The organism is Mesobacterium hydrothermale, from assembly GCF_035818635.1.
Classification (GTDB): Bacteria; Pseudomonadota; Alphaproteobacteria; order Rhodobacterales; family Rhodobacteraceae; genus Mesobacterium_A; species Mesobacterium_A hydrothermale.
In genome coordinates, this window is the sequence record NZ_JAYLLH010000007.1 from 82,774 (window position 1) to 106,791 (window position 24,018).

At 63.3% G+C, this 24,018-nt stretch carries 21 protein-coding genes; 14 read left to right on the forward strand and 7 right to left on the reverse strand.

What is annotated here, in order from left to right; all coding sequences use genetic code 11:
* Positions 1 to 43: 43 nt before the first annotated feature.
* The 7 genes from VK792_RS07035 to folP all read left to right on the forward strand — a co-directional run bounded on the left by VK792_RS07035 (position 44) and on the right by folP (position 9,332).
* On the forward strand, positions 44 to 973 hold the full coding sequence (locus VK792_RS07035) for a glycine--tRNA ligase subunit alpha (protein WP_326296696.1): 930 nt from the start codon (positions 44 to 46) through the stop codon (positions 971 to 973).
* The gene (locus VK792_RS07040; RefSeq protein ID WP_326296698.1) at positions 970 to 1,485 is read left to right on the forward strand and encodes a DUF6446 family protein; all 516 of its coding nucleotides are present in this window, start codon (positions 970 to 972) and stop codon (positions 1,483 to 1,485) included. Before VK792_RS07035 ends, VK792_RS07040 begins: the two co-directional genes overlap by 4 nt.
* Positions 1,486 to 1,497: 12 nt before the next feature.
* A complete protein-coding gene (gene glyS, locus VK792_RS07045) occupies positions 1,498 to 3,726 on the forward strand; it encodes a glycine--tRNA ligase subunit beta (protein ID WP_326296699.1) in 2,229 nt (742 codons plus the stop codon).
* Positions 3,727 to 3,853: 127 nt separating this feature from the next.
* Positions 3,854 to 6,463: a putative PEP-binding protein gene (locus VK792_RS07050; RefSeq protein ID WP_326296700.1), complete on the forward strand. Its 2,610-nt coding sequence runs from the start codon at positions 3,854 to 3,856 to the stop codon at positions 6,461 to 6,463.
* Positions 6,464 to 6,631: 168 nt separating this feature from the next.
* Positions 6,632 to 7,267, forward strand: a complete 636-nt coding sequence (locus tag VK792_RS07055) for a cell wall hydrolase (protein ID WP_326296701.1) — start codon at positions 6,632 to 6,634, stop codon at positions 7,265 to 7,267.
* Positions 7,268 to 7,364: 97 nt separating this feature from the next.
* The gene (locus VK792_RS07060; protein ID WP_326296703.1) at positions 7,365 to 8,237 is read left to right on the forward strand and encodes a dihydroneopterin aldolase; all 873 of its coding nucleotides are present in this window, start codon (positions 7,365 to 7,367) and stop codon (positions 8,235 to 8,237) included.
* A 90-nt stretch (positions 8,238 to 8,327) separates the two neighbouring features.
* Positions 8,328 to 9,332 (forward strand): dihydropteroate synthase, encoded by a 1,005-nt coding sequence (folP, locus tag VK792_RS07065; RefSeq protein ID WP_326296705.1) that lies wholly within the window; start codon positions 8,328 to 8,330, stop codon positions 9,330 to 9,332.
* A 63-nt stretch (positions 9,333 to 9,395) separates the two neighbouring features.
* On the opposite strand, the gene VK792_RS07070 is transcribed toward folP, so the two are convergent.
* Positions 9,396 to 10,313, reverse strand: a complete 918-nt coding sequence (locus VK792_RS07070) for a DMT family transporter (protein ID WP_326296707.1) — start codon at positions 10,311 to 10,313, stop codon at positions 9,396 to 9,398.
* Positions 10,314 to 10,602: 289 nt separating this feature from the next.
* Here VK792_RS07070 and VK792_RS07075 point away from each other — a divergent pair, with 289 nt between their 5' ends.
* On the forward strand, positions 10,603 to 12,237 hold the full coding sequence (locus tag VK792_RS07075; protein ID WP_326296708.1) for an FAD-dependent oxidoreductase: 1,635 nt from the start codon (positions 10,603 to 10,605) through the stop codon (positions 12,235 to 12,237).
* A 106-nt stretch (positions 12,238 to 12,343) separates the two neighbouring features.
* Here VK792_RS07075 and ilvC read toward each other — a convergent pair whose 3' ends face one another.
* Positions 12,344 to 13,366 carry a ketol-acid reductoisomerase gene (ilvC, locus tag VK792_RS07080; RefSeq protein WP_326296709.1) on the reverse strand — a complete coding sequence of 341 codons (1,023 nt, stop codon included), beginning with the start codon at positions 13,364 to 13,366 and terminating at the stop codon, positions 12,344 to 12,346.
* 131 nt (positions 13,367 to 13,497) lie between these two features.
* On the opposite strand from ilvC, the gene VK792_RS07085 reads away from it, so the two are divergent.
* The 3 genes from VK792_RS07085 (at position 13,498) to VK792_RS07095 (ending at position 15,662) form a co-directional block, all read left to right on the forward strand.
* Entirely contained in the window at positions 13,498 to 13,953 is a 456-nt protein-coding gene (locus tag VK792_RS07085; RefSeq protein ID WP_326296710.1) for an Lrp/AsnC family transcriptional regulator, read from the forward strand.
* Positions 13,950 to 14,405 (forward strand): Lrp/AsnC family transcriptional regulator, encoded by a 456-nt coding sequence (locus VK792_RS07090; RefSeq protein ID WP_326296712.1) that lies wholly within the window; start codon positions 13,950 to 13,952, stop codon positions 14,403 to 14,405. The genes VK792_RS07085 and VK792_RS07090 overlap by 4 nt, the downstream gene beginning before the upstream one ends.
* A gap of 132 nt (positions 14,406 to 14,537) precedes the next feature.
* On the forward strand, positions 14,538 to 15,662 hold the full coding sequence (locus tag VK792_RS07095) for an aminotransferase class V-fold PLP-dependent enzyme (protein WP_326296713.1): 1,125 nt from the start codon (positions 14,538 to 14,540) through the stop codon (positions 15,660 to 15,662).
* Between the two features lie 107 nt (positions 15,663 to 15,769).
* Here VK792_RS07095 and VK792_RS07100 read toward each other — a convergent pair whose 3' ends face one another.
* The 3 genes from VK792_RS07100 to VK792_RS07110 form a co-directional block, all read right to left on the reverse strand.
* Positions 15,770 to 16,966, reverse strand: coding sequence for a UbiH/UbiF family hydroxylase (locus VK792_RS07100; RefSeq protein ID WP_326296714.1), 1,197 nt, complete (start codon positions 16,964 to 16,966; stop codon positions 15,770 to 15,772).
* Between the two features lie 59 nt (positions 16,967 to 17,025).
* Positions 17,026 to 17,256 carry a hypothetical protein gene (locus tag VK792_RS07105; protein ID WP_326296716.1) on the reverse strand — a complete coding sequence of 77 codons (231 nt, stop codon included), beginning with the start codon at positions 17,254 to 17,256 and terminating at the stop codon, positions 17,026 to 17,028.
* A gap of 99 nt (positions 17,257 to 17,355) precedes the next feature.
* Positions 17,356 to 18,000: a pyrimidine 5'-nucleotidase gene (locus tag VK792_RS07110; protein WP_326296717.1), complete on the reverse strand. Its 645-nt coding sequence runs from the start codon at positions 17,998 to 18,000 to the stop codon at positions 17,356 to 17,358.
* A gap of 119 nt (positions 18,001 to 18,119) precedes the next feature.
* Here VK792_RS07110 and VK792_RS07115 point away from each other — a divergent pair, with 119 nt between their 5' ends.
* Positions 18,120 to 18,767, forward strand: a complete 648-nt coding sequence (locus VK792_RS07115) for a GntR family transcriptional regulator (protein ID WP_326296718.1) — start codon at positions 18,120 to 18,122, stop codon at positions 18,765 to 18,767.
* Here VK792_RS07115 and VK792_RS07120 read toward each other — a convergent pair whose 3' ends face one another.
* Together VK792_RS07120 and carA are read right to left on the reverse strand one after the other, a co-directional pair.
* Positions 18,768 to 20,639, reverse strand: coding sequence for a glycosyltransferase family 2 protein (locus tag VK792_RS07120; RefSeq protein WP_326296720.1), 1,872 nt, complete (start codon positions 20,637 to 20,639; stop codon positions 18,768 to 18,770).
* A gap of 66 nt (positions 20,640 to 20,705) precedes the next feature.
* Positions 20,706 to 21,866, reverse strand: coding sequence for a glutamine-hydrolyzing carbamoyl-phosphate synthase small subunit (gene carA, locus VK792_RS07125; protein WP_326296721.1), 1,161 nt, complete (start codon positions 21,864 to 21,866; stop codon positions 20,706 to 20,708).
* A gap of 184 nt (positions 21,867 to 22,050) precedes the next feature.
* Here carA and VK792_RS07130 point away from each other — a divergent pair, with 184 nt between their 5' ends.
* Positions 22,051 to 22,515, forward strand: coding sequence for a GatB/YqeY domain-containing protein (locus tag VK792_RS07130; RefSeq protein ID WP_326296723.1), 465 nt, complete (start codon positions 22,051 to 22,053; stop codon positions 22,513 to 22,515).
* 279 nt (positions 22,516 to 22,794) lie between these two features.
* Positions 22,795 to 24,015 (forward strand): calcium-binding protein, encoded by a 1,221-nt coding sequence (locus tag VK792_RS07135; RefSeq protein WP_326296724.1) that lies wholly within the window; start codon positions 22,795 to 22,797, stop codon positions 24,013 to 24,015.
* Positions 24,016 to 24,018: the final 3 nt, after the last annotated feature.

The window sequence follows — 24,018 nt, forward strand, 5'->3', positions numbered from 1 at the left end:
GTTGCGTCATAGGTAAGCGCCAACCTGACGAAGGGCCTTGGCGATGAGCGATACACCGGTAAAACCGCGCAGCTTTCAGGAAATCATCCTGCGGCTTCAGACCTATTGGGCGTCCAAGGGCTGTGCCGTGCTGCAACCCTACGACATGGAGGTCGGGGCCGGGACGTTCCACCCCGCAACGACGCTTCGATCGCTTGGGACGCAGTCTTGGGCCGCAGCCTACGTGCAGCCGTCGCGCCGCCCAACCGACGGGCGCTATGGCGAAAACCCGAACCGCTTGCAGCACTACTACCAGTACCAGGTGCTGATCAAACCGTCGCCGCCGGACCTTCAGGCGCTGTATCTCGGGTCGCTTCAGGCGATCGGAATCGATATGGCGCTGCACGACATCCGGTTTGTCGAGGACGACTGGGAAAGCCCGACGCTGGGCGCCTGGGGGCTGGGCTGGGAAGTCTGGTGTGACGGCATGGAAGTCAGCCAGTTCACTTATTTCCAGCAGGTCGGCGGCCACGATTGCCACCCGGTTTCGGGTGAACTGACCTATGGCCTGGAACGTCTGGCAATGTACGTGCTTGGGATCGACCATGTCATGGACATGCCGTTCAACGACCCGCAGACACCAATCCCGCTGACCTATGGCGATATCTTCCGCCAGACCGAACAGGAATACAGCCGCTGGAACTTTGACGTGGCCGACACCGAAGTCCTGCTGCGCCATTTTGAAGAGGCCGAGGCTGAATGCGCCCGCATCCTGGCAGAGCCATATGACGACCCGAAGACCGGAAAACGTATCGTGATGGCGCATCCGGCCTATGACCAGTGCATCAAGGCCAGCCACATATTCAACCTGCTGGATGCGCGCGGCGTGATCTCTGTCACCGAACGGCAGGCCTATATCGGCCGGGTCCGGGCGCTGGCCAAGATGTGCGCCGACGCCTTCGTCCAGACCGAAGCCGGAGGATACGCAGCGTGAGCGGGAAGCTGCTGGCAGGGGGCATCGTGCTGATTTCGCTGATCTTCGGCGCGATCGTCTATTACACTCAGGTCTATTATTACTATCAGGACGTGCCCGCCGACCAGGCCGTGGTGCGCCTGACCGTCCTGGCCAGCGGAGAGCTGGAAGAAATCCCGACAACCGACCTGCGCGCCATCGACGCAACCAGCAGCCCGATCCGGTATCGCGCCTGTTTCACCACGCCGCTGTCGCTGGCGATGATGTCCGAGACCTATGAATCCTATGACGGCGCCGCCCCGCGCAACGCGCCGGGCTGGTTCGACTGTTTCGATGCCGCCGCCATCGGTGCCGAGATCGAGGCCGGAACGGCCCTGGTCTTCACCGGGCAGCGCAACATCGAATACGGCATCGACCGCGTTGTCGCCGTCACCGGCGATGGCCGCGGCTATGTCTGGGAAGAAATCAACGAATGCGGGGACAAGGCCTATGACGGCACGCCCCTGGGCGAAAACTGCCCGCCGCGCGAGTAAGGATACGGACCGATGCCTGATCTTCTGATCGAACTCTTTTCCGAGGAAATCCCCGCGCGGATGCAGACCCGTGCCGCCGAGGACCTGAAGAAACGCCTGACCGACGGTCTGGTTGAGGCCGGCCTGACCTACGCCGGTGCCGCCACCTTTTCCACGCCGCGCCGACTGGCGCTGACGATCCAGGGGCTGACGGCGCACTCTCCCACCCTGCGAGAGGAACGCCGTGGCCCGAAGGTCGGTGCTCCTGACAAGGCGATCGAAGGCTTCCTGCGCGGCGCGGGCGTGGCCCGCGACCAGCTGGAAGAGCGTGAGGACAAGAAGGGCAGCTTCTATTACGCCACCGTCGTCACCCCCGGCCGCGCGGCGGCCGAGATCGTGGCAGAACAGCTGGAAACGGTCATCCGCACATTCCCCTGGCCCAAGTCCATGCGTTGGGGGGCGGGCAGCCTGCGCTGGGTCCGCCCGCTGCACCGGATCCTCTGCATCCTGACGGACGAGGCTGGCGCCGAGGTCGTGCCGCTGACGGTCGACGGGATCGCGGCGGGCAACGTCACCGAAGGTCATCGGTTCATGGCGCCGGGCGCGTTTTCCGTCACCTCGTTCGATGATTATCAGGCGCGGCTGAAACGTGCCCATGTCATCCTGTCCGCCGAGGAACGGGCCGAGGCGATCTGGCACGATGCCAGCAACGCCGCGTTCGCCGCCGGGCTCAAGGTTGTCGAAGATCGTAGCCTCTTGGCCGAGGTCGCCGGTCTGGTGGAATGGCCGGTCGTCCTGATGGGCCAGATCGGCGAGGATTTCCTGAACCTGCCGCCAGAAGTGCTGCAGACCTCGATGAAGGAACACCAGAAGTTCTTCTCGGTCCGCAACACGGCGACCGGTCGGATCGAACGGTTCATCACCGTGGCCAATGTCGAAACCGCTGACCATGGCGCGACGATCCTGGCCGGCAACCAGAAGGTTCTGGCCGCGCGCCTGTCCGATGCCAAGTTCTTCTGGGAAAACGACCTGCGCATGGTCGAACGGCAGGGGCTGCAGGCCATGGCCGCGCCGCTGGACAAAGTGACCTTCCACAACAAGCTGGGCAGCCAGGGCGCCCGCATCGCCCGCATCGCCGCGCTGGCGCGGAAACTCTCTGCGATCACCGGCGCGGACACCGATCAGGCGGTGACGGCGGCGCAGGTGGCCAAGGCCGACCTCAGTTCGGAAATGGTCTATGAATTCCCCGAGTTGCAAGGGATCATGGGGCGGTATTACGCGCAAAAGGCCGGTCTGCCGCAGGCCGTGGCCGATGCCTGCCGCGACCACTATTCGCCGCTGGGCCCGTCCGACGATGTGCCCACCGCGCCTGTCTCCATCACTGTGGCGCTGGCCGACAAGCTGGACACACTGACAGGCTTCTGGGCGATCGACGAAAAACCCACCGGGTCCAAGGATCCCTATGCCCTGCGCCGCGCAGCTCTGGGGGTGATCCGGCTGGTACTGACCAATGATTTGCGTCTGCCGCTCGACCGGTTCATCGACGCGCAGCTGCTGCGCCACCAGATCGACACAAACGGCGATGCGGCCCAGACCGCGCTGCGCGACGACCTGCTGGAAAAGATCGCCAGGCATGGCATTTTCGGCGCCGCCGTCCGCACCGCTCTCGACAAACTGGCAACGGCCGATGCGCCCGATTGGGTGGCGCAGATTGCCAACCACCAACCCGACACCAGCGACGACCTGCTGTCCTTCATCCATGACCGGCTCAAGGTCTATCTGCGCGACCAAGGGATTCGCCACGACGTGATCGACGCCTGCTTGGCCATGCCGGGCAAGGACAACCTGACGCTGCTGGTCAAACGCGCCCGGGCCCTGTCGGACATGCTGGCAACCGAGGACGGGGTAAACCTGATCCAGGGCTTCAAGCGCGCCAACAACATCCTGACACAGGCCGAGGACAAGGATGGCGTCGAATACAGCTTCGGTGCGGATGCGAAATTCGCGGATGCGCCTGAGGAAACCGCGCTCTTCGCCGCGCTCGATGTCGCGCAGGCAGCGATCGCCCCGGCGATGGCGACCGAGGATTTCGCGGGCGCCATGGCCGCGATGGCCGCGCTACGCCCGGCGGTCGATGCGTTCTTCGACGCGGTCCAGGTCAATGCCGACAGTGACATCCTGCGCCGGAACCGCCTGAACCTGCTGGGCGATATCCGCCGCACCTGCCTTCAGGTGGCCGACCTGTCCCGGATCGAAGGCTGACTGGCCTTTCATCTTTCCGGCAAATACTCTCGGGGTGAATTGCCCCGCAGGGGCAAGAGGGGGCGACGCCCCCTCTTTGTCGTTGCTCACCCCGAACAGGCCCCGGACTCCTGTGCGATCCGGCGACATGCTCTCTTGCCAGCCCCGCGCGGCGGCGTATTGTGACGGCAACAAGAAAGGTGCCGCAGTGCAGAAACCGTCGCTCCAAGACCCCGCCGTCGCCCTCGTGACCCCCAGCGCGCCGATCACGACGCCAACGCATGGCGGTCGGGCGAAGTGCCTGCAACGCCTTGTCCGGCTTGACCTGCCGGTGCCCTGCACGGTGGCCTTGTCCTTTGAAACCGTGCATGAAATCGCCGCGGGAGAGATGCCCGATATTGCCAAGATCCTTGCGCAATTCGACGACGGTGCGCTGCTTTGCGTGCGCCCGTCGTCCGAAGATCCGGATTGGGGCGGCCCGGGGGCAATCCTGAACATCGGGATGAACGATGCGCGCTATGTCGATTTGTCCGACCGCATCGGGCACGAGGCCGCCGCCTCGATCTACATGCGCTTCGTTCAGGCCTATGCGGTGCATGTGGCGCGGCTGGACCCCGATGTTTTCGACGAGATCGCCGAGGACGGTCAGATCGGCCTGGGCGAAGCGATGCGCGCCTATGAAGACGAGGCCGAAGAGCCGTTTCCGCAGGATCCGGCCCGGCAATTGTCCGAGGTGCTGCGCTCGATGGCGCGGGCCTGGGAAGGCACCACCGCGCGGCTGTTGCGACAGGCCAAAGGCGCGCCGATGGATGCGGGGCTGGGCCTTGTCGTGCAGGAGATGGCGTTGGGGCTGGGGCAGGGGGAATGTGGCTCTGGCGTATTGCAGTTGGTCAGTTCTGAAACCGGTGCACCGCAGATCACCGGCCGCTACCTGAGCCAGAGCCAGGGCCGCGAGGCATTGGCCTCCGGCGCTGCGTCGCTGTTTCTGGAAAAGGACCCGCGCGGTCGGTCGCTGGAAGAACTGGCGCCAGAGGCCTTTGCCAACCTCAAGGAACACGCGGCCCTGATGCGACGGCGGCTGCGCGAGGAAATGCAGATCGAATTTACCATTGAAAACGGCCGCTTGCATATCCTTGACGGGGTGCGTGTTGCACGCAGCCCGCAAGCGGCAGTGCGCATCGCCGTCAGCCTGGCGGAAGACGGCATCATCCCCCGCGAAGAGGCGGTGATGCGAGTTGAGCCGCGCGCGATTTCGGAACTGCTGCACCGGCAGGTGGCTCCCGATGCGGAACGCGACGTGATCGGGTTCGGCGTCGCGGCCAGCCCCGGTGCCGCCACCGGCAAGATCGTGTTTTCCGCCAACGAAGCGCAGGCCAGCGCCGCGCGGGGCGAACCGTGTATCCTGGTGCGCCGCGAAACCAGCCCCGAGGATATCCGCGGCATGCATGCCTCGGTCGCGATCCTGACCGAGCGGGGCGGCATGACCAGCCACGCGGCGGTGATCGGGCGCGGCATCGGCCTGCCCTGCGTGGTGGGTGCCAGCCGGATGAGTTTTCACATGCGTCGCAAGGAGGTGATCGGCGAAAAGGGCCGGATTTTCCGCGCAGGCGACATCATCACCATTGACGGCACCAATGGCCAGGTGCTGAAAGGTGCCCCCGCCATGGTCGAAGCGTCGCTGGACGACGCGTTCCGGACCCTGTTGGACTGGGCCGATGAAAAGCGCGACATCGGTATCCGCGCCAATGCCGACACCCCGGCCGACGCCCAGACCGCGCGCAATTTCATGGCGGAGGGGATCGGGCTGTGCCGGACCGAGCACATGTTCTTTGAGGCCGACCGCATCACGCCGATGCGAGAGATGATCTTTGCCGACGATGTCGAGGATCGCAAGGCGACGCTGGCGATGCTTTTGCCGATGCAGCGCGCAGACTTCACCGAACTTTTCCGCATCATGCAGGGCTTGCCCGTCTGCATCCGCCTGTTTGACCCGCCGCTGCACGAATTCCTGCCCAATGACCGCGCCGGTTTGCGCGACCTGGCCGAGGCGCTGGACCTGCCGGTCAGCGATGTGACCCGCCGGGTCGAAAGCCTGGGGGAATACAACCCCATGCTGGGCCTGCGTGGCGTGCGCCTGGGCATCACCGTGCCCGAGATCTATGACATGCAGGCGCGCGCGATTTTCGAAGCGACGGTCGAGGCCAGCAAGGATGGTGAACCGGTCGTGCCCGAGGTGATGATCCCGCTGGTCAGCGCCCGGCGCGAGGTCGAACTGGTGCGCACCCGGATCGACGCGGTCGCCGCGGCAGTCCGCAATGAACGCGGGCAGGATTTTGACTATCGCCTTGGGGTGATGGTGGAAACGCCGCGTGCCTGCCTGCGCGCCGCCGACATCGCCCACCACGCGCATTTCCTGTCCTTCGGGACGAACGACCTGACACAGATGACCTATGGCCTGTCGCGCGACGACGCCGGGCGGTTCATGTCAGAGTATGTCCGCTTGGGCGTTTACCCAGAGGACCCCTTCCATGTTCTGGATACCGAAGGCGTCGGGGAATTGCTTCAGATCGGGGCTGAACGGGGGCGACAAAGCGATCCGGAGATCACCCTGTCGATTTGCGGCGAACACGGCGGTAACCCCGAATCGATTGCCTTCTGCCGGGAAGCGGGATTCGACTATGTCAGCTGTTCACCCTTCCGTGTTCCGGTCGCGAGACTGGCCGCGGCACAGTTGGCGATTCGGTCTAGATCGGCTTAAAACACGCGCGGCATCCACCAATTCTGGGGAGATTCAAGGGTGAAACCCTGGTTTGCGCCTCGTGAATAGCTGTTTTCTGGACCTTTGCCCGTTTTTTGGCTAAGAGCCTGCGGATTGGATGATGGTGCCCACCTGTGGCGCCCTTCATGACGTGAAGGAACTGCCCCGATGCGAGTACTGACAGCGGCCATTGCTGCGCTTCTGAGCCTGTCGATGCCGGCCCATGCCGAGCTGAAATTTGAAGGCGCTGCCCGGCTGATCGAACAGGAACGCCGCGGCCTTGAAGCGGCGGCCCCGGGCCACCTGAGCAAGCTGGCTACTCCTGTAAAGCAACGCGGGGCCAAGAAGGTTCGCTACGACAAGGACTGGCTGGCGTCGCAACCCGCACCAACCGGCGGCAAGCAGTGGCAATGCCTGGCCGAGGCGCTGTATTTCGAGGCTCGCGGCGAAACCGTCAAAGGTCAGTTTGCCGTGGCCGAGGTGATCCTGAACCGGGTCGACAGCCCGCGCTTTCCCAACACCGTTTGTGGCGTCGTGAACCAGGGCACGGGCAAGAAATTTGCCTGCCAATTCACCTATACCTGCGACGGTCGCGCCGAGACGATCCACGAACCTGCTGCCTATGATCGTGTGGGTCGCGTGGCGCGCGCCATGCTGGACGGCGCGCCGCGCAGCCTGACCGATGGTGCCACCCATTACCACACCACGCAGGTTGCCCCGCGGTGGGCACGTGTGTTCCACAAGACCGCGACCATCGGTGTGCACAAATTCTATCGTCAGGACTATCGGGTCTCGAAAAACTGATACGCCGCTTTCCGGGCGCGTCCTGCCGCTTGCGACGGAAGCGACTTTGCGCCTTGTGATAGCGTCCGCCCTATGGCCACGGGACGAAAGGGATGTCATGAGCCAGGAAATCCGCCTTGCCTTCGCCCATCCGTCCGAACGGTCGATGGCGACAGATGACGGTGCGCCTTTGGATCGCATTTCCCTGCGCGATCATATCGTCGAGGTCGAGATCGGAGCGTTCCAGCAGGAACGCGGCACCACTCAGCGGGTCTGTTTCAACGTCGTGGTCGAGGTGGCCCAGGCCCCCGACCTTGATGACGACGTGGATCGCATCCTGAGTTATGATCGCGTGACCGAGGCGATTGCCCACGAATTGGCGGCCGAACGACTGAACCTTTTGGAAACGCTGGCAGACCGGATTGCAGAACGCATTCTCGTTGAACCGCAGGCCGTGCGCGCCTTTGTGCGGATCGAAAAGCTGGATCGCGGCCCTGGAGCGCTTGGCGTTGAAATCGTGCGGTCCAGGCAGCAACTGCGCGACCGGCCGGGCATCGGGGGGGAAGACGGGCCGCATCCGCGCGTTGTTTTTGTATCCAACTTGGCCATTCATTCAGATCACCTGAACGCGCAGATCGACGCGCTGGAAACGGTGGGCGAACCTGTAATCTTTTGCGTCGGTTTGCCGGACGGGACGCGACCGCATTCCACGCATCCGCTGGCGCAGCGCCGGATCGACCTGCTGGCAATGGAACAGAACGCCTGGGTCCTGGCCGGACGCGACGCCCGCTGTGTCGTGGTGGCCAGCCGGACAGAAATCGACTGGGCCATGAAACATGGCCAGTTCTGCGTCTGGGCGCCGTCAAAGATCGTTCTGGATGCGGTTGAAGGGCCGGGAAACAGCGTGGCCGACGCCCAGGCGCTGGCCGCCTGGTTTGCCAGGACATTTGGCGCCTCAGGGTTGAGCGATCTTGGGGGCGATGTGCCCTAAGGCGATTTGCCGCCCATTCTCGGACGAAAAGGTATACGTGCAAAATTTCTTATTGCCGGGGTGCCCGGAATCGCGCAATCACACTTCGTTATGTCGCATTACTATCGCCCTATTGTACGATTCGATCTGACCCGCCCCGCCGAGGCGCAGCCCGTCGCCGGCGGCAAGGGTTGGTTTTCTGATGTCGAATGCCTCTGCCGAACCGCGCCGCCGCGGGTGATCCCGATCGCTGACGTGCCGCCCGATGTGGTGGCGCGCATTGCTGCCCCGCGGGCCGATATTGCCGGGCTGGACATGGGGCGACCCCATGTCATGGGCATCCTGAACGTGACACCCGACAGCTTTTCCGACGGTGGACGGCACGAAGTACCAGCGATGGCCGTGGCACGTGGTCGGCAGATGGTGGCACACGGGGCCACGATGATCGACGTGGGTGGAGAATCCAGCCGCCCCGGCGCGCAGACCATCCCGGTCGAGGCGGAAATCGCCCGGACCGAACCGGTGATCGGCGCCCTGCGCCACGCGGTGTCGGTGCCGATCTCGATTGACACGCGCAAGGCTGCCGTGGCGCGGGCAGCGGTCGGGCAGGGGGCGAATGTGGTCAATGATGTGTCCGGTTTTACCTATGACCGGGCTTTGGCGCCGTTTTGCGCCACCAAGGGCCTGCCGGTGTGCATCATGCACGCCTTGGGGGACCCGGAAACCATGCAGGTCAGCCCGCGCTATGACGATGTGTTGCTGGACGTCTATGATTTCCTTGCGGCGCAGGTGGTGTTTCTGGAAAACTTGGGCGTACCGCGCGACCGGATCATCGTCGATCCCGGCATCGGCTTTGGCAAGAAACTGGATCATAACCTGGCCATCCTGAACCGGATCAGCCTGTTCCACAGCCTCGGCTGCGCAATCCTTGTCGGCGCGTCGCGCAAGAAATTCATCGGGACCTTGTCCGGGGTCGAAACCGCGGGGGAACGGGTTCTGGGATCTGTCGCCGTTGCACTGGCGGCGGCGGCGCAAGGTGTGCAGATCCTGCGCGTGCACGACGTGCAGGAAACCTGCCAGGCGCTGTCGTTGTGGCAGGCGGTGCAGAACGGGTAGTCTGCCAGGCACCGGGCAGCGTGGCGGGCGTGGCATGTGAGTATTTTTGGAAAGATGAAAGGGTCAGGGCAGGGGCCGGCGCCGGAATAGCCGCGACAGGGCGCCGTATTGGCTGAGCCCCATGCCGGCAAGGATCAGCATCATGGCTGACAGAAGGCCGGGGGGCAGCGGCTCTGACAGGATCAGCGCGCCCAGCAGGACAGACGCAACGGGCACCATGTAATTTACCAGGCCCATGAACACCGGGCCGGCGCTGCGGATGACAAGGATGCGCAACAGGTTGGCGGCGGCGGTGGGTATCATGCCCAGAACCACCACCCAGAACAGGGTGATCGCGTCGGTACGCGGCGGTGGGCCTTCCATCAGCCAGGCCGCGGGCAGCACAAGGGCAGAGCCGATGACGAAGGTCATGGCCGTCAGCCCCAGCGGGTCGATGGCGGGAAGACGGCGCAAGAGAACAGAGCTGATTGCATAACAGGACGCTGCGGCCAGGCAGGCCAGTCGGCCCAGCACCTCGCCCTCGGCACCGGACGCGGCAAAGGCGCCGGGCCCGATCAATACGAGGATCCCGGCAAAGCCGATGACAAACCCCAGGGTGCGTCGCAGCGTCATTTTTTCGCCCGGGATCAGAAAGTGCGCCAGCGGCAGCACCATCAGCACCACCGCCGCCATTGACACGCCGGCAAAGCCCGAGGTGACATGCTGCAACCCGAAGGTCAGCAGCATGAAGGGCAAGGCGGTGGACAGGAGCCCGCAGATCGCCAGAGTGCCCCAGTCCGTCGCGTCGCCAAGGAACAAGCGTGCGCCGCGCAGCCACCAGATCGCCAGCGTCAGAAGCCCGGCAAAGCCGATGCGCCCTGCGGCCAGCCATGCCGGGCCAATGCCACGCAGGGCCAGTTCCATGACAAGGAATGTCGCGCCCCAGACAAGGCCCAATGCCAGGATCTGTATCCAGTTCCGGGCGGTGATCTGTGGTTCCATGTCGCTCTCCTTTGGGCGTGAGCAGCACATGACCCGCCGCGCGGCGGGGGTCAATCGCGAAAACCGCGGGCGAAATTGCAACATCGTTCCCTGGGTCGGGCAGGCGGTCGCGGCGCCTTTTGTAATGTTTTCCACAGCTTGTCTGGATGCACCATTCGGGATGCCATGGTATGCAAGTGATTTCAATGGCTTACATGAATATACTTGCCGTGCGGGGCTTGGAATTCCGCTCGGTCCTGCGCTATAGGCCAATGCGGGAGGATAGCTTTGGCAGAAAAGGGGGCTTTGCGTGGCCCAGCGTATCCTTGTTCTTGGTGGCGGTTTCGCTGGCATGTTCGCGGCGAAGGAAATCAAGAAAAAGCTTGGCACCCATGTCCGGGTCGAGCTGATCAGCGACCAGAACTATTTCGTGTTCCAGCCGCTTCTGCCTGAGGTTGGCGCGGGCTCGATCAACGCCGTTCAGGCGGTTTCGCCTTTGCGGTTCCTGCTGAAGGGGATCACGGTGCGCAAGGCGCGGGTCGAAAACGTGGATTTCGAACGCCGTGTGGTGACCGTGTTCCAGGGTGTGCAGCGCCGCCCGACCGAGGTGCCTTATGACCAGCTGGTAATCGCGCTGGGGCAGGGCAGTGACCTGAGCCGGATGCCGGGCCTGTCGGACCACGCGCTGACCATGAAGAACCTGGAGGATGCGCGGCGGCTGCGCGCCCATGTGATCGAACGGCTGGAACATGCCGACATCACCAACCTGCCCGAGGTCAAGCGCGAGGCGCTGACCTTCTGTGTCATCGGCGCGGGGTTCTCGGGGGTCGAGACCGTGGGCGAGATGAAGGAAATGATCGACCGGTCGCTGAAATACTATCCCAACATCAAGCCCGAGGAGGTGCGCACCATCGTGGTGGAATTCGCGCCCCGGGTGCTGAACGAACTGCCCGAGAAACTGGGGGCCTATGCCGCCGAGAAGCTGAAGGCGCGCGGGATCGAGATCATGCTGAACACCGGGGTGAAATCCGCCACCGGCACGCGGCTGATCACCTCGACCGGCGAGGAAATTCCGACCCGGACGATCGTCGCCACGATCGGCAACGCGCCGCTGCCCGTGGTGCAGCGGATGGACCTGCCCAAAGCGCACGGCCGGATCAAGGTCGACCGCAATCTGAATGTCGAAGGCCACGTAAACGTCTGGGCGCTGGGCGATTGCGCGCTGATCCCGATGAAGGACGGCGCCGAGGCGCGCGACGATTTTGCCCCGCCGACCGCGCAATTCGCCGTGCGCGAAGCCCGGCATCTGGGGAACAACATGGCCGCCTCTTTGCGGGCCAAGACGATGACGCCGTTCAAGTACAAATCGCAAGGTGCCCTTGCGTCGCTTGGGGCGCACAAGGGCGTGGCACAGGTTTGGGGTCTGAACCTGTCGGGGCTGCCCGCATGGCTGTTGTGGCGTGCCTACTACCTGTCGTTCCTGCCGAGCTTTCCGACCAAGCTGCGGGTTCTGACGAACTGGATCTACGATCTGTTCACACCGCGGTCCGTGGTGCAGTTGACCAGCGGTGCCGACCGGGGCGTGCGCTTCGTGCATTATCGCGAAGGCGACCGGGTGTTCGAGACCGGCACGCGCGCGGACGGGTTCTATACCATCGTTTCGGGCGAGGTCGAGCTAACCTATACCGACGATGCGGGGCAACAGGTGACCAAGGTGATCGGGCCGGGCGGCCATTTCGGCGAACGGCTGCTGCTGGGGCACCGCCGCCGGTCGGGCACGGTCAAGGCGCTGAGCGACTGCAAGATCATGGTCATCGCGCGCGAGGATTTCGTGAAGCTGGCCGAGGGCTTCCCGCTGATGCGCGACTATTTCCAGGGTCACATGAAAGCAGTTTACGGCATCGACTGGCATTCCGAAGAGGCCGAGCAGAAGGCGGCGGGATAAGCGCCACCTGTTTTTGCAGCGCGCTTCGACATGAAAAAGGCCAGCGCGGTCTCCGCGCTGGCCTTTCCCTGTGTCGGGCGGGCGGGGGCCCCCCCGCCGGGGCTGCTTAGTTCTTCGACTTGTCGACCATCTTGCCGGCCGAGATCCACGGCATCATTTCGCGCAGCTTTTCACCGACCGCTTCGATCTGGTGCTCGTCGTTGATGCGGCGGGTGGCCTTGAAATAGGGCTGGCCAACGGCGTTTTCCTGCATGAAGTCACGCACGAACTTGCCGCGCTGGATGTCGGTCAGGACGTCCTTCATGCGGGCCTTGGTTTCGTCGTAGGGCAGGATGCGCGGGCCGGACACGTATTCGCCGTACTCGGCGGTGTTCGAGATCGAGTAATTCATGTTGGCGATGCCGCCTTCGTAGATCAGGTCCACGATCAGCTTCACTTCGTGCAGACATTCGAAATAGGCCATTTCCGGCGCGTAACCGGCCTCGACCAGGGTTTCGAAGCCCATGCGGATCAGTTCGACCAGGCCACCGCACAGAACGACTTGCTCGCCGAACAGGTCGGTTTCGCATTCTTCGCGGAAGTTGGTTTCGATGATGCCCGAGCGGCCGCCACCGATGGCCGAGCAGTAGGACAGGCCGATTTCCAGCGCCTTGCCGGTTGCGTCATTGTGCACGGCCACCAGGCAGGGCACGCCGCCGCCCTTGGTGTATTCGCCGCGCACGGTGTGACCCGGGCCCTTCGGTGCCATCATGATGACGTCGACGCCGGGCTTGGGCTCGATCAGGCCGAAGTGCACGTTCAGGCCGTGGGCAAAGGCGATGGCCGAGCCTTCCTTCAGGTTGTCGTGAACGTATTTCTTATAGGTCTCTGCCTGCAATTCGTCGGGCATGGTGAACATGATGACGTCACACCAGGCAGCCGCTTCGGCGATGCCCATCACGGCCAGACCTTCGGCTTCGGCTTTCTTGACCGAGGGCGAACCTTCGCGCAGGGCAACGACGATGTTCTTGGCCCCCGAGTCGCGCAGGTTCAGCGCGTGGGCATGGCCCTGGCTGCCATAGCCCAGGATGGCGACCTTCTTGTCCTTGATCAGGTTGATGTCGCAATCGCGATCGTAATAAACGCGCATCTTGGCGCTCCTTCCTTTGTGTTTCTGGCGGGGAAAATAGCCCTGTGACGCCGAGTGTGTTTGCGTTTTTTGGATATTTCTAGCAAGATGATGCACAGTAATTCCTAAAATCTTAAAAATTCGGAGAAATCATGCTTGACGATACCGACAGGCGCATACTTCGGCAGTACCAGGCCGCACCGGAAATCGCGGCCTCGGATCTGGCGGGCCGGGCCGGGGTGACCCCGACCACCCTGTCGCGGCGGCTTGAGGCGTTGCGCCGGTCCGGGGTGTTGCGCGGGGTGCGCGGGGTGATCCACTGGCCCGCGCTGGGCTATGATGTCGAGGTTTCTTTGCGGGTGACGCTGGACAAGACCGCGCCGCGCGCCTTCGATGAATTCCTGGCAGCGGCGCGCGAGGTGCCCGAGGTGCTGGAACTCCAGACATTCCTGGGTGTGGTCGATGTGCGGCTGCAAGTCATTGCGAGGGATATCGCGCATTACCAGCAGATCTATCGCGAACGGCTTTTGCCGCTGCCGCACATTTCCGACATTGAATCGCTGGTGCATATCGCCCGGCTGAAAACCGACGAGGCGCTGCCGCTGTGATGGACCTGGACGAGATCGACCGTGGCTTTCTGCGGGCGCTGGAACGTGATGCGCAGATCAGCGCGGGGGCGTTGGGCCGGCAGTTCGGCCTGTCGCAACCGGCGGCCTGGCGCCGGCTGAAACGTTTGCGAGAGGCCGGCGTGATCGCGGGCGCGCGGCTGGACCTGGACCGCGCGGCGCTGGGCTTTGGCGTGACGGTGTTTCTGGGGGTGAAGCTGGCCACCAAGGGGCGTGTCAGCCTGGAGGATTTCGAACGCGCGGTCTGTGCCATCCCAGAGGTGCAGACGGTTGAACATGTGCTGGGGATGTACGATTATCGTCTGCGGGTGGCGGCGCGGGACCTGTCGGATTTCGAACGTGTGCTGCGGCGGCGCATCATGACGCTGCCGGGGGTGGGCAATGTCGAGGCCAACGTGATGTTGAGCGAAGAGCGACGCCCCGGGCCGATCTGAGGACATGCCAGACCGACCGGTTGCAGGCGCGCCGCCAGAACGGCCCTGAACCTGCGGTGCGGTTGATATCTGCTTTTGCCTTTGGGCGTCATTCGCGCTAGCACGGCGCAAAGGACAAAGGAGGCGCCAGCCATGGCATTGCTTGATACCGTCGACCCTGAGGGTCTGGAGGAATTTTCCGTCGTCTTCACCGACCGGTCCCTGAACCACATGTCGGGGACGTTCCAGCAGGTGATGCGCGACATTTCTGACATGCTGAAAGAGGTGTATCACGCCGACGCGGTGGCGGTGGTCCCCGGGGGCGGCACCTACGGGATGGAGGCGGTCGCGCGCCAGTTCGGCCATGGCGCCAACGTGCTGGTGGTGCGCAACGGCTGGTTTTCGTTCCGCTGGACGCAGATCTTCGACGCCGGGGGCTTTGCCGCCGACACCACGGTGATGAAGGCGCGCCAGACCGGCAACGAGCCGACCGCTGCCTTTGCGCCCGCCCCGATTGACAAGGTGGTGGCGAAAATCCACGAGTTGAAACCCGACATCGTCTTTGCGCCGCATGTCGAAACCAGCGCCGGTGTGATCCTGCCCGATGCCTATGTCACCGCGTTGGCCTCTGCCGCGCATGAGGTTGGCGCGCTGATGGTGCTGGATTGCATCGCCTCGGGCACGATCTGGGTCGACATGCAGGCGACCGGTGTCGATGTGCTGATCTCTGCCCCGCAGAAAGGGTGGTCGTCGACCCCTGCGGCCGGACTGGTGATGCTGTCCGATCGCGCCATGGCGCGGATGGAAGAGACCAGCTCGGACAGTTTCGCGCTGGATCTGAAGAAATGGCGGTCGATCATGGCGGCCTATGAAGGCGGCGGCCATGCCTATCACGCCACAATGCCCACCGACAGCCTGCGCGCTTTCCGCGACACAATGCTGGAAACCCGCGAATATGGCTTTGACCGGCTGAAAGGGGCGCAATGGGCGCTGGGCAACGCGGTGCGTGCGATGCTGGCAGAGAAAGGCGTGAAATCGGTCGCGGCAGAGGGCTTCGGCGCGCCGGGGGTCGTGGTGAGCTATACCTCTGATCCGGAAATCCAGTCGGGCCGCGCCTTTGCCGCCAGGGGTATGCAGATTGCCGCCGGTGTGCCGCTGCAATGTGACGAGCCGCAGGGCTTTTCTACCTTCCGATTGGGGCTGTTCGGGCTGGACAAGCTTTATGACGTGGATGGCACCGTGGCGCGGCTGCGCGGGGTCTTGGACCAGGTGCTTTGATCCGGGCGCTGTCCGGTTTGGCACGGTGAGAAGAGGGGGCGCTGCCCCCTCTTTTCGCTTTCAGAGAAAATTCACCCCCGAGGTCTTTTCAAGGCAAAAGAAACGGGTCAACGCGCCCGGGTGCCAAGGCCCATCTGCATCAGCGTCGTGCGCACTGGCTTGATCGAATAGAGCGCGTCAAGCCCCTTGGCCCGCAGGTCGCGCAGCGGCCGCGCCGACAGCATCGAGGTGCGGTTGAGCAGGGTGATGCCGGCGACGCGGGCGCGGATATCGGTCATGCGGGCGCGGTGATAGGCCTGCAACATGGGCTGATCGCCAAGCGTGTCGCGGTGCTTTTCCGCAAGCTCCAGCAGCGCCACCATGTCGTTCAGGCTCATGTTCAGGCCTTGTGCCCCGATCGGGGGCACGACATGGGCGGCTTCGGCCACCAGCGCCAGACGTTCGCCGTAAAGCGTGTCGGCGTGCTGGGCGATGATCGGCCAGATTGTGCGGCGCGAGGCCAGTTTCAGCGGGCCAAACAGGCCGCAGGACCGGTCTGTCATCGCGCGCTCCAGATCGGCATCGGCCAGCGCGAACAGGTCCTGTGCCTTGGGGCCTTCTTCCATCCAGACCACGGCCGAGGAGGGCAGCCCGTTGTAGTCGGGCAGCGGGACCAGCGTGAACGGGCCGCCGGTGCGGTGGATTTCCGTCGAGACATTGCCGTGCGGGATCGGGTGGGTGACCGCGAAGGCCAGCGCCTTTTGCCCGAAACGGGTGGTGTGCACCCCGATCCCCGCGGCCTTTCGCATCGGAGAGCCGCGCCCATCGGCGGCGATCACCAGCTTGCAGCGGACGTTTGTGCCGTCGCTGAGCCCGACGCGGGCCTCTGCCGTGCGGGTGAACAGCGTGGTGGTGGCGGTACCGGGGCGAAAATCGACAGTGGGCATCTGGTCCAGATGTGCCGCCATCTCGCGCCTTAGCAGCCAGTTCGGCAGGTTCCAGCCGAACGGCAGCGCGGAAATGTCGGAGGCGTCGAAATCCTTGATCACGCGCGGTTCGGGGATGTCTCCGCCTGCGTCGACGATGCGCATGGTCTGCAGGGGCATGGCATGGGGGGCCAGCCGGGCCCAAAGGCCCGCGCGTTCCAGGAACGCCTGCGCCGGTTGCAGGAACGCGGTTGTGCGCAGGTCCGACCCGTCGCTGTCGCGGGTGGTGACCGGCGGGGCAGGGTCCACGCACAGAACGTTGAACCCTTGGGTTCCGAAGGCGGCCGCGGCGGTAAGCCCGGCGATCCCGCCTCCGGAGATGACGATGTCATGATCCATCGAACAGCTCCTTCACTGCGGCCAGTCTAACGCCAGCCGCAGACAGGAGCCATGCGGCATCACTTCCCGACAGTGATCGTGATCAGAACGGCATAGACCACCGGCACCATGACCAGTGCGGGCACGGTCAGGGCGACCGGGCCCCAAGTGTAGACGGCCACGCCCCATAGCACGACCAGTACGGCCAGAAGCAGGTAGAAGGCAGCCAGACCGTTGCGGGCAAAGAACCCGAGCGGCATTTCGGAAACGGCACCACCGAAAGTTGCAGGCGAGGTGTCGATTTGGGTCATGAAGGTCTCCACTGGATTTTATGTTGTCCAGTACACATATATTTTCTGTCACGCCCATCACATGTTCATATTGTCGCATATATGAATATTTGAATTTACTTATGTGATCCTTGCCAAAAATTGCGCGAGGTCCTCTGTGTGGTGGTGAATATGCTCGGCCTCGACCGGGGTTTCGGCGACGTGAACGGTGCGCATGCCCATGTCATGCGGGGCGGCCAGGTTGCGCGGGTCATCTTCGAACATGGCGGCCGATTCCGTATCGATCCCGGCCAGGCCGAACACGGTTTCAAACGCTCGGCGTTCGGGCTTGGGGTGGTAATCGGCGTGTTCGACGCCGTAGATTTCGTCAAACGCGGCATCCAGTCCGCGCGCCTTCAGGACCTTCGCCGCATAGGGGGCGGAACCGTTGGTATAGACCAGTTTGCGGCCAGGCAACGACTGGATCAACTCTGACAGATGCGGATCCGGGGATAGTGCTTCAAAGCTGATGTCGTGCACGTCGTGCAGATAGGGACCCGGGTCGATGTCATGTTCGCGCATCAAACCGGCCAGCGTGGTGCCGTAGGTGCGCCAGTAGTGCTTGCGCAGATGGTTGGCGCGGTCATGGTCGACCCCCAGCGCCTCCATCACGAAGCGGGTCATCTTCACCTCGATCTGATCGAAAAGCCGCACCGCGGGTGGGTAAAGCGTGTTGTCGAGGTCGAAAACCCAGGTCTTGACGTGGCTGAAACGGTTTTTCGGCATGGTTGTGTCCCGGGTTGCGTGCGCCATAGCTAGGGGCGCGCGGCCCATGCGGCAATGGCCAACTTGCAAGTTCGGCCGTCGGGGGGCTATCTTGCCGCGACTGACCCGGGAGGTAGACCATGCCGCAAGCGAAATCGCCGCAGAAGGATGCATATACCCTGATCCTCGAGGCGATCGACATGGGCGAATTCAAGCCCGGAGACCGGCTTGTCGAGAGTGATCTGGCCGACCGTTTCGGAGTCTCTCGAACGCCGATTCGCGAAGCGTTGCAACGGCTTGAAACACAGTCCCTGTTGGCGCGGGATGGCCGATCGCTGATCGTGGCCTCGCTCGACCACAACCAGATGGCCGAACTTTACGTGGTGCGGACCGAACTGGAAGGGTTGGCCGCGCGGCTGGCCGCCCGTCACGCGACCGAGGAGGAAATTCAGGTCCTGCGAGAGATGGTGGACGAAGACCGGGCCCTGATGAACGATCCGTCTGCGTTGGCACGGGCGAACCGGCGGTTTCACAAGATGATCCACCTGGCATCGCACAACCGGTACCTGGTGCAGCAGCTGGACCTTGTGCACCGGTCGATGGCGTTGATGGCAACCACGTCGCTCGCGGCGCAGGGCCGGGGGGAAATCGCGATGGCTGAACACCAGGCGATCGTCGATGCAATCGCCCGGCGGGACGAAGATGCGGCCTACAAGGCGCTGCGCGACCATATTTCGGTGGCCTTTGTCACGCGGCTGAAACTGGACAATACGTCCGAGGCGCGCTGATCACGCCGGGGGATCCGGTCCGGAGCGGCCGTGGGTTGTCTTGTCCCAGAAGAACGGATCGGCGAGCAGTTCCCACCACGCCTTGTAGGCGGCGGCAACTGCCAGAGGGAAATAGAGGATCAACGTCGGCACCCAGGGGATCAGCCCGATATGCGGGCTGCGCACAAGGGCGAGGCTCCCGACCAGCAAAGACACCCCTTCGGACAGCAGGAAGAGCGCAAGCAGGGCATGGAACACCGGTTCTTGCAACGCCTGCGCCGGATGCGTCAGGTCCAGTTGCACCAGCCAGAACGACCACAGCAGTGGCGCCAGCGTGAATTGCAGGATCGTGGTCAGGAAAACAGCCTGCATCCCGGCAAATTTCCACGGCCCCAGATCGGACAGCAGACGGCGTGGGCTGCGCATGTGCACAAGGTAGGTAACCAGGTATCCCTTCAGCCAGCGCGAGCGCTGCTTGACCCAGGACAGGGGGCGATTGTTGGCCTCTTCCCGGGTGACGGTCGGCACGACTTCTGTCCGATAGCCATAGCGCGCAAGGCGAATGCCCAGATCGGCATCCTCGGTCACATTGTGGGCGTCCCAGCCGCGGACCTCTTCCAGCACGTGACGGCGAAAGAACACGGTTGTCCCGCCCAGCGGGATGGCAAAGCCCAACCGTGCCAGCCCGGGAAGCAAGACCCGGAACCAGGCGGCGTATTCGATGGTAAAGCACCGCGAAAGCCAGTTGGCGCGTGGGTTGTAGAAATCCAGCGCGCCTTGCAGGCAGGCGACTTCGGGCGGAGCGGTTTCGAAACGGGCCGCGATCAGCTCAAGCTGGTGCGGGTCGGGGGCATCCTCGGCGTCATAGATGCCGACAATTTCACCCTTGCTGAACCGATATGCATAGTTCAGCGCGCGCGGCTTGGTGGTCACGCTGCCTGGCGGGACCTCGATCACCCGCATCCAGCCGGGCAGGTTGGTGTGCGCCAGCACGGCCTTGGTCTGGTCATCCGCAGCCTCCAGTACCAGCAAGACCTCAAGCCGGGATTTGGGATAGCTCAGCCGCGACAGGCGGCGGATCAGCGTGCTGGCGATGTCCTTTTCATGCAGCAAAGGCACCAGGACGCTGACCATCGGATAGCGCGCGGGCACGATGCGGCGATTGTCTGGTGGCACGTGGGCCTGCCCGGCAAAGGCGGCTGCGATCTTCAATATCTGCGACACGATCAGTGACAGCATCGCAAGCCCCACCGCCACCGCGAAAAACAGCTGAGGCCACAGGATCAGCGCCAGACCCATGCCGCCCCCGGCCGTGGCCAGAACAGCAAGGCGCCGGCCGCTGAGTTCCCTGAAATCACGGCAGCTTTCTTCCGCCCGAACCCAGGTTTCCGCCGCCCGGGCCAGATCGTGGGCGTGACGTTCGGCAATCACCGCCTGAAGATCGCTTTCCAGCGCCAGCGCCATGCGCAGCGGGCCAATCCCCGTCGGCAGGCGGGCGCAGGTGGCGGCAAACTCCTCTGGCCTTGCGGTGGCGATCAGCACCGTGTCACCAATCCGGGCCCAGGGCAGGAAAGCGTGCTGCAGGCTGAATTCCGGGTCGATCATCCCCGCAAGCGTCGGATCAGGCGGTACAGTGACGGGATCGACGACCAGCACGCCATGATGCACCGCCTGGCTGGCCAGCGTGTCTTCGGGGCTTGCCAGCCCCTGTGACAACATCACCTGGTCAAGGCTAGCGCCGGTGCGTTTGGCATCGCCAAGCGCGGTCAGCATTTGCCGTGGCGACGCTGCGCCCGCGTCCATCAGCAACCGCGCCATCGGCACGCCCGGACGCAGACCCAGCCGCCGCACGCTGTCCTGCGCGGAAATTCGGTCTGGAATGGAATCGGGCATGGCTCGGGTGCTCCACTGGCTGAAACCAGTGGAGCACCCGAGCCTTAACAGATGGTTAATCGTGGCTTAACCGGCCGCCCGGTCCATCGAGGCGGCGAACCGTTCGAACAGATAAAAACTGTCCTGCGGGCCGGGGCTTGCTTCCGGATGGTGCTGGACGGAAAACACCGGGCGATCGGCCATGCGGATTCCGCAGTTCGAGCCGTCGAACAGCGACACATGGGTTTCCAGCACGCCATCGGGCAGGGTCTGGCTGTCTACCGCAAAGCCATGGTTCATCGACGTGATTTCGACCTTTCCGGTCTCGATCTCTTTCACCGGATGGTTGGCGCCATGGTGACCGTGGTTCATCTTGATGGTCTTTGCACCCACCGCCAGTGCCAGCATCTGATGACCCAGGCAGATGCCGAAGATCGGCAGCTCTGTCTTGTCCAGCAGGTCGCGGATCATCGGTACGGCGTATTCGCCGGTCGCTGCCGGGTCACCAGGGCCGTTCGACAGAAAGACGCCATCAGGATCATGGGCCATGACATCGTCATAGGTGGCCGAGGCAGGCAGCACCGTCACGTCGCACCCGGCACTCGCAAGGCATCGCAAGATGTTGCGCTTGGCCCCGTAATCCACCGCAACCACCTTGTGGCGGGCATTGGTCTGGCGCGCATAGCCATCCGGCCAGGCCCACCGCATTTCGTCCCAGCGATAGCTTTGCGCGCAGGTCACGTCCTTGGCCAGGTCAAGCCCCACCAGCCCGCGGAAGGCGCGGGCCTTTGCGACCAGCGCGGCGATGTCGAAATTGCCTTCGGGATCGTGCGACAGCGCCACGTGCGGGGCGCCTTGCTGGCGGATCGCGCGGGTCAGGCGGCGGGTGTCGATGCCGCCGATGGCGATGCGGCCACGGGCCGCCAGCCAGGCCGACAAATCCTGTGCCGCGCGCCAGTTCGACGGGTCGGTGGGCATCCATTTGACCACCATGCCGTCTGCCACCGGGTCGCCGGTTTCGTCATCCTCGGGGGTGACGCCGGTGTTGCCGATATGGGGAAAGGTGAAGGTCACGATCTGCCCGGCATAGGACGGATCGGTCATGATCTCCTGGTAGCCGGTCATCGCGGTGTTGAAACACAGCTCTGCCACGGTTTCGCCGGTCGCGCCGAAGCCCTGTCCGTAAAACACGGTGCCGTCGGCCAGTGCCAGACAGGCTGTGGGTTTGCGCGAGATGTCCTGGGGCATGGCGCGACTCCTGATAATGGGCAAATTGGCGGGAAACTATGCCCGCAGGCGCACCGGGTCAAGTCCGCGCGGGAAAAGAATAATCCTTGTTTTACAGGGGCTTGTCGGATCCCTCCGCAGGTTGCGCCGGTTGGCGTCTTCGCATATGGTGCCATTTTGCATGAAACCAACGGGGATGGGGAACATGGAACTTCGGGCGCGCGTCACCGCGGCGATGAAACAGGCCATGAAGGACAAGGACAGCGCCCGGCTGTCGACGATCCGGCTGATCAATGCGGCGATCAAGGATCGCGACATCGCGCTGCGCGGCGAAGGTCAGGAAGACGGGGTCGGCGAGGCCGAGATCCTGTCGATCCTTGCCAAGATGGTGAAGCAGCGCCGCGAAAGCGCCAAGACCTATGAAGAGGGCGGGCGGCTGGACCTGGCCGAGCGCGAACTGGCGGAAATCGTTGTTATCGAAGGCTTTTTGCCGCGAAAACTGTCGGATGACGAGGTCGCAAAGGCGGTCGATGCGGCGGTGGCCGAGGTCGGCGCGGACTCGATCCGCGACATGGGCCGGGTCATGGGCGTGCTGAAGACGAAATACAGTGGCCAGATGGATTTCGGCGCGGTCGGCGCGCTGATCAAGGACAAGCTGGCGCAGGGCTGAGCGATCCGGGCGCGCCGGGTCCGCCCGGCGCCGGGACGCCGCAGGGAATCACTCCTTAACACGTTGATGAGGCTGGGTTTTGCCGGGGGCACAACTCATGCACATTGCATGCACATTCCATGCATACGCGGATGTGCCGGATGGGGGTTCACGGGGCGTCCGGTGCGGGGCTAAAGGCCGGGTGCAACCCTACTCCAGCAAAGGCACGGTTTTCATGACCTGACCGCTTTGCGGCGTTTTGCTAGCCTTTGGGCAAGAGTTGTCCAAAGGAAAACGGCCATGATCCGCAAGCCCTATGAATACGACCACAAAGAATACGACGGGACCCTTTTTATTCCGGCGATAGGATGGTTTTTTACCGAGGCCAATCGCGATAGCGACGGATATAACTTCGCTCAGCTTGCGGGCAGGTCGAACCAATTGAGAGCATTTTGGGACTACCAGGGCATGTGGATCAACGGGGACCACGAAAGGTTTTCCCAAATGGCCTTGGATGTGTCTGGAAGCGAGCGGGGCGATGTCGTCTTGGGGAATAAAAACGACAGTTGGTTTGACGGACTGGGCGGCAACGATTTTTTCTGGGGTGGCGACGGCGTGGACTATTTTGACGGAGGCGAGGGGTTTGACGTCGTGTCCTATCAAGGCGCCGCGCAGGTCATCGTGGATTTGCAAAAGGGAATGGCGCTCGTCCTGGAAGCGGACGAGGTGATTTCCGGGCCTCATATTGAAGGCGAAATCATCCTGGAAGGCGCTGTTGTCGAGGAACAACTGATTTCGGTCGAAGGCGTCGTGGGCACCAATGGCAACGACATGTTTTTTGGAACCGAAGGTCCAAATCAGATTTGGGCCATGGGCGGCGACGACTACATCGTCGGGCGTGGCGGGGCCGACGAGATTTATTGCGGGCAGGGCGATGATGTGGCGGTGGGTGAGACCGGCATGGACTACATCTATGGCGACGCGGGCGACGACAAGCTGTTTGGCGGCGCCGGCCATGACTGGCTGATTGGCGACGTCGGGGACGACTATCTCGATGGTGGCGACGGGCACGATACCCTACGCGGCGGCTTTGGCGCGGACACGCTTGATGGTGGTGAAGGTGACGATGTTTTAGAGGATCGGTGGGGCGGAAATACCTTCATTTTCGGCGAGGGCGCGGACCATGTTATTGCAGGCGGGAACGACGATCGTTTCGTGTTTCGGGGAGGGACGGGCAACAGCACCATCGAAGGCTTTAGTCGCGACGCGGGCGACAGGATCGTTCTTGACGGTGTTTCGTTTGCACACACGCATTATGGCACTGTAACGCCCACAAACGATGCAGAACTCGGCCTGCTGGACACCAATGGAAACGGGTTCTTTGATGGTGGCGATGAGAGTGTCACCACCTATACAATCGACGGCAGGACCGATCTTTTGATCGAAACCTTGATCGGCTCGTTGACGATCGAGGATGTCTTTGCTGTCGGGATAAACCTGGACGCATTCGACTTCGCTTGACGC

What these genes read in the sequence shown, in the direction of transcription:
- VK792_RS07035 (WP_326296696.1), top strand. Translation starts at nt 44, where the DNA reads ATGAGCGATACACCGGTAAAACCGCGCAGCTTTCAGGAAATCATCCTG.
- glyS (WP_326296699.1), top strand. Translation starts at nt 1,498, where the DNA reads ATGCCTGATCTTCTGATCGAACTCTTTTCCGAGGAAATCCCCGCGCGG.
- VK792_RS07120 (WP_326296720.1), bottom strand. Translation starts at nt 20,639, where the DNA reads ATGCCCGATTCCATTCCAGACCGAATTTCCGCGCAGGACAGCGTGCGG.
- VK792_RS07095 (WP_326296713.1), top strand. Translation starts at nt 14,538, where the DNA reads ATGGCATTGCTTGATACCGTCGACCCTGAGGGTCTGGAGGAATTTTCC.
- VK792_RS07115 (WP_326296718.1), top strand. Translation starts at nt 18,120, where the DNA reads ATGCCGCAAGCGAAATCGCCGCAGAAGGATGCATATACCCTGATCCTC.
- VK792_RS07110 (WP_326296717.1), bottom strand. Translation starts at nt 18,000, where the DNA reads ATGCCGAAAAACCGTTTCAGCCACGTCAAGACCTGGGTTTTCGACCTC.
- VK792_RS07070 (WP_326296707.1), bottom strand. Translation starts at nt 10,313, where the DNA reads ATGGAACCACAGATCACCGCCCGGAACTGGATACAGATCCTGGCATTG.
- VK792_RS07105 (WP_326296716.1), bottom strand. Translation starts at nt 17,256, where the DNA reads ATGACCCAAATCGACACCTCGCCTGCAACTTTCGGTGGTGCCGTTTCC.
- ilvC (WP_326296709.1), bottom strand. Translation starts at nt 13,366, where the DNA reads ATGCGCGTTTATTACGATCGCGATTGCGACATCAACCTGATCAAGGAC.
- VK792_RS07050 (WP_326296700.1), top strand. Translation starts at nt 3,854, where the DNA reads ATGCTCTCTTGCCAGCCCCGCGCGGCGGCGTATTGTGACGGCAACAAG.
- VK792_RS07085 (WP_326296710.1), top strand. Translation starts at nt 13,498, where the DNA reads ATGCTTGACGATACCGACAGGCGCATACTTCGGCAGTACCAGGCCGCA.
- VK792_RS07055 (WP_326296701.1), top strand. Translation starts at nt 6,632, where the DNA reads ATGCGAGTACTGACAGCGGCCATTGCTGCGCTTCTGAGCCTGTCGATG.
- VK792_RS07135 (WP_326296724.1), top strand. Translation starts at nt 22,795, where the DNA reads ATGATCCGCAAGCCCTATGAATACGACCACAAAGAATACGACGGGACC.
- folP (WP_326296705.1), top strand. Translation starts at nt 8,328, where the DNA reads ATGTCGCATTACTATCGCCCTATTGTACGATTCGATCTGACCCGCCCC.
- carA (WP_326296721.1), bottom strand. Translation starts at nt 21,866, where the DNA reads ATGCCCCAGGACATCTCGCGCAAACCCACAGCCTGTCTGGCACTGGCC.
- VK792_RS07100 (WP_326296714.1), bottom strand. Translation starts at nt 16,966, where the DNA reads ATGGATCATGACATCGTCATCTCCGGAGGCGGGATCGCCGGGCTTACC.
- VK792_RS07130 (WP_326296723.1), top strand. Translation starts at nt 22,051, where the DNA reads ATGGAACTTCGGGCGCGCGTCACCGCGGCGATGAAACAGGCCATGAAG.
- VK792_RS07060 (WP_326296703.1), top strand. Translation starts at nt 7,365, where the DNA reads ATGAGCCAGGAAATCCGCCTTGCCTTCGCCCATCCGTCCGAACGGTCG.